Raw genomic sequence first — 1,468 nt, 5'->3', positions numbered from 1 at the left:
GCCGGTCGGCCCGATTGCGGGCGGCTGACGTCGGCCAGCAGCAAGGTACTGGTGACCAGGCCTTCGACGGCGTCGGACAGGTCGGCCGGCGGCTCGATCATCTCTATCATTTCCAGCAGGTCGTCCGCGTCTTCCAGGTCCTCGGGATCGAACACGCGATAGAGCACGGCCAGCGGCTCCAGCACCTCGCGCGCGTCATTGCGCATCAGCTGCGGGAAACACTCCATCGCCAGCGCAAAGCCAGCGACCCAGGGCATCACGGTTTGCAGCGGATCGTCCTCGTCGTCCAGCTCGAAGACCCAGGGGTCGAACCATTGGCGGCCGTGGATGGCGCGGTTCAGCTCGGCATGGCGGCGGCGCACCAAGGCTTGCAAGGGCGCGCTTGGAAAGCTGGCCGGTGCGGCGCGGCCGTCGGCATCGATCACATGCGGGAACCAGCGCGCCTCAGGGACCTGTGCCGGCTGCAGCAGCACGCCACAGAGGTAACCGTCCAGCATCATCAGGTCCAGCGGCTCCAGCGGCGCCGGCACGGTGTCGAGCAGCTGCTCCAGCCGTTCCATGTCGGCATCGTTCAGCGGGGCAAGGGATTGCGGGGAAGGGGCTGCGGAAGAGGTGGCCATGCTCAATTGTCCCTCGCGCGCCGGACCGGGGCATCGCCCGCCCCAAATGCAAGCGCCATGCGCCAGGAGTGTGGCGCCGGCGCAAACCGCTTGTCCCTCATGTGTGACCTTTTACCCAATCCCCCGTCAGGGGGATGTCACGGGCCTAAGCATCGCCGTACATTCCACTTCACGGTCGATGGAATGAGCAGCGAAGAGCGCTTGCAAACCTATCCGTGCATTGCCTTGTTTCGACAAGCCGATGCGTTCACCAGATGTTCTGTCCTTGTTCACGGTCGCGCCACAGCAAAACTTGAAGCGACCCTCCCGTCATCGCTTATTCGGTCGATTTCGGGGCGTGTTGAGAAGGTAACGGCATCAGCTTGTGTTCAAGTCGGCGCATTCTGATGCCACGGCTCGGACGGTGAATCAGGTTGCAGGCACGCGCTCGCGGCTCACCCCATCTGGCAATGCTTTCGCCCAGTTGTCGGTTGCTTTTTGCACCTGGCGCCCTGGCAAGCGCATTGCCGCCAACGGTCCCAACGACGTCCTCTTGGAGGACTTATCCGACTCAGCTCGCAAGGGCTGGGTCGTTTTTTTTGGCCGGCGGCCTGGGTACACCGTGCCCGGCGGCATTCGAGCAGGCTTTTGTTGCTGCTTCATGGCAACTGGAAGCCTGAGTTGAAACCTACAAGCAAAAAGCTCACCAGTGCCTGAACCGTGCGCGGCACCTGGGCCGTGCGGGGCCGGATGGCCCACAAGTGCGTACCGAAGCTGCCCACCGGGCGCCAGTCCGGCAGCAGTTGCCGCAGGCTGCCGTCGCGCAGCGCGGCCTGCGCGCTGAAGTCAGGCAGCAAGGTGATGCCCAG

2 protein-coding genes are annotated in these 1,468 nt (G+C 64.2%); both read right to left on the bottom strand.

Annotation, left to right across the window (positions count from 1 at the left end; genetic code table 11):
* The coding region (locus FKP22_RS30215) for a YecA/YgfB family protein (protein WP_141291903.1) at nt 1-620 on the bottom strand (620 nt) is incomplete at its 3' end.
* A 638-nt stretch (nt 621-1,258) separates the two neighbouring features.
* Nucleotides 1,259-1,468, bottom strand: a 210-nt coding sequence (locus tag FKP22_RS30210) for a LysR substrate-binding domain-containing protein (protein ID WP_233447024.1), incomplete at its 5' end; no start/stop codon positions are given.

It is taken from the genome of Ideonella azotifigens (genome assembly GCF_006519715.1).
GTDB lineage: Bacteria > Pseudomonadota > Gammaproteobacteria > Burkholderiales > Burkholderiaceae_C > Ideonella > Ideonella azotifigens.
The sequence above is the reverse complement of the archived record's forward strand: the minus strand, read 5'-3'. Positions and strand labels throughout refer to the sequence as shown.